This is a genomic window from uncultured Campylobacter sp. (genome assembly GCF_938045205.1).
In the GTDB taxonomy this organism is placed as follows: Bacteria; Campylobacterota; Campylobacteria; order Campylobacterales; family Campylobacteraceae; genus Campylobacter_B.
In genome coordinates this window covers 1-1,914 of record NZ_CALIMY010000069.1, presented here as the reverse complement: position 1 = coordinate 1,914, position 1,914 = coordinate 1, and the positions used below count along the sequence as shown (strand labels likewise).

2 protein-coding genes are annotated in these 1,914 nt (G+C 44.9%); one reads left to right on the top strand and one right to left on the bottom strand.

What is annotated here, in order from left to right; all coding sequences use genetic code 11:
• Positions 1–282: hypothetical protein (locus Q0198_RS04095; protein WP_297895317.1), on the bottom strand; the 282-nt coding region annotated here is incomplete at its 3' end.
• Positions 283–757: 475 nt separating this feature from the next.
• On the opposite strand from Q0198_RS04095, the gene Q0198_RS04090 reads away from it, so the two are divergent.
• A partial coding sequence (locus tag Q0198_RS04090; RefSeq protein WP_297895314.1) for a PepSY-associated TM helix domain-containing protein occupies positions 758–1,914 on the top strand: 1,157 nt, incomplete at its 3' end.

The following is a 1,914-nucleotide window of genomic DNA, read 5'->3' as shown; positions in this document are numbered from 1 at the left end:
TTTATCGATAGGCGGATTTTGAACGGAGTTGTTTGCGATATCTTTTTCAATCGTTGCGTCGTTCTTGCCGATAAATTTATCGCTATTTTGCGGAATTTGAAAATTTTCTTTGCTCGTCTCTTTTTTCTGCATCGTCGGCTGATCGATAGTAGAGCTCTGCTTTAAATCGTCGGGCTCTTTATCGATATATTTCATGCACAAAAAAGCAAGCGGCAGAATAACCATTAAAATAGCAAAGCATATCGTAAATTGTCGTTTTCTCTTTGCGTTAGGATCTATCATCTAAACTCCTTTATAAGTCCCCGATTTTCTCTTTTAAATTTATACTAAAGCGGCGTCTTTGTTCGTTCAAGGTGGCCGCTTTTCGTTAAAATTTAGACGCCGATTATATCAAAAAATGGGTCAAAAACTACTATTTCGATATTGTAATTTCGGACTTCTTAAGTTAAAACCAATGTTTCATTTAAAATAAAAGCAGACTACTCTTATGCAGATCAGGTGCGCTTAGAATTTTACTTCACCAGCGTGATCTTGCCGCGCGAAAGGCGGATTAAATTTTGGCTTTGAGATCCTGAAGTACGCGGTTTATGACGTTGCGCGAAGTGCCTGTGCGCTCCTGTAATGCTTATATTCTTGCGCTGCGGCACGTTTCCTCTAAAATTGCTGCTTAAATTTAAATAACAACCCCTCGCTTTGAAAATATTTAAAATCGCGCAATATAATTGCGATTCTCAATCAAAATTTACAAGGAACTGCAATGAGCTCGTTTTTGAAGCGCAATAAAATTTTGTTTAACGTCCATCTTATTTTATCGATCGTTTTTTCTATCCCGCTGCTTATCATTGGCGTTACGGGCGCGATTTTGTCGTATCAGCACGAGCTTGAGGCGCTAATAAACGCGGGCTCTAAAAAGGTCGAAAAAACAGGCGAAATGCAAAGCGTGGAGAAAATCCTGCAAAGCTTTAGCGAGCAAACGGGCGCTAAGCAGCCCGTAAGGCTCGTCGTGCCCAAAAGCGATGACGAAGCCTTCGTCATTTACGCAAACAGAAATGATGCGTATCTGGTCAATCCATACACCGCGCAGATCATCGGCAAGGATCGCGGCACGGGCTTTGTGCTAACGGTGATGGCGCTGCATCGAAATTTAGGCCTAGCGCTAAGCGGCAATAAAACTGCAGGCGAGATCGGCAAGCAGATCGTGGGTGCGAGCGCCGTGGTGATGATACTGCTCGTAATAAGCGGCGTCTGGCTGTATTTCCCAAGGCTAAAGCGTAAATTTGCCGAGGCTATAAAGCCAAATTTTAAACTCAAAAAATACGCTCTTTTTTACAATCTGCACACGAGCCTGGGTACTCTAAGCGCGGTGATTTACCTGCTTATCTGTTTAACCGGGCTTAACTGGTCGTATAGCTGGTATAACGACGCGGTGATGAAGCTTTTCGTAAGTTCGCAAAATTTGCCGCAAGCCGGAGCGCAGGGCGGGCCTGCGCATAATGATCGCGCCGCTGCGCCCGCAAAAGAGGGAGGTAAAAAGCCCGCTACGTATAAATTTAGCGACGCGCAGAGGGCTTATGAGATATTCAGATCAAGTGGCATAGAGTATAAAGAATTTACCCTAATGCTCGCAGCCGGAGATAAGATCGGCGTCAGGTATTATGAGCCCGATGCGCCCGCTACAGCCCGTCCAAAAGGCGCGAGCGTGAAGCTAAATGAGGGCAAGGTCGCGGAGCAGAAGCAAACGGAGGGTATCACCGTGGGCGAGTTTAAAGACGCGAACTATCAGCTACATACGGGCTATTTTTTTGGGCTCGCGGGTAAAATTTTATGGTCGCTCGTCTCGCTTTGCATGGCGCTTTTTATCTTTAGCGGCTTTTATATGACGGCAAAAAGGGCGTTTAAGTCAGAAAAGCTCGG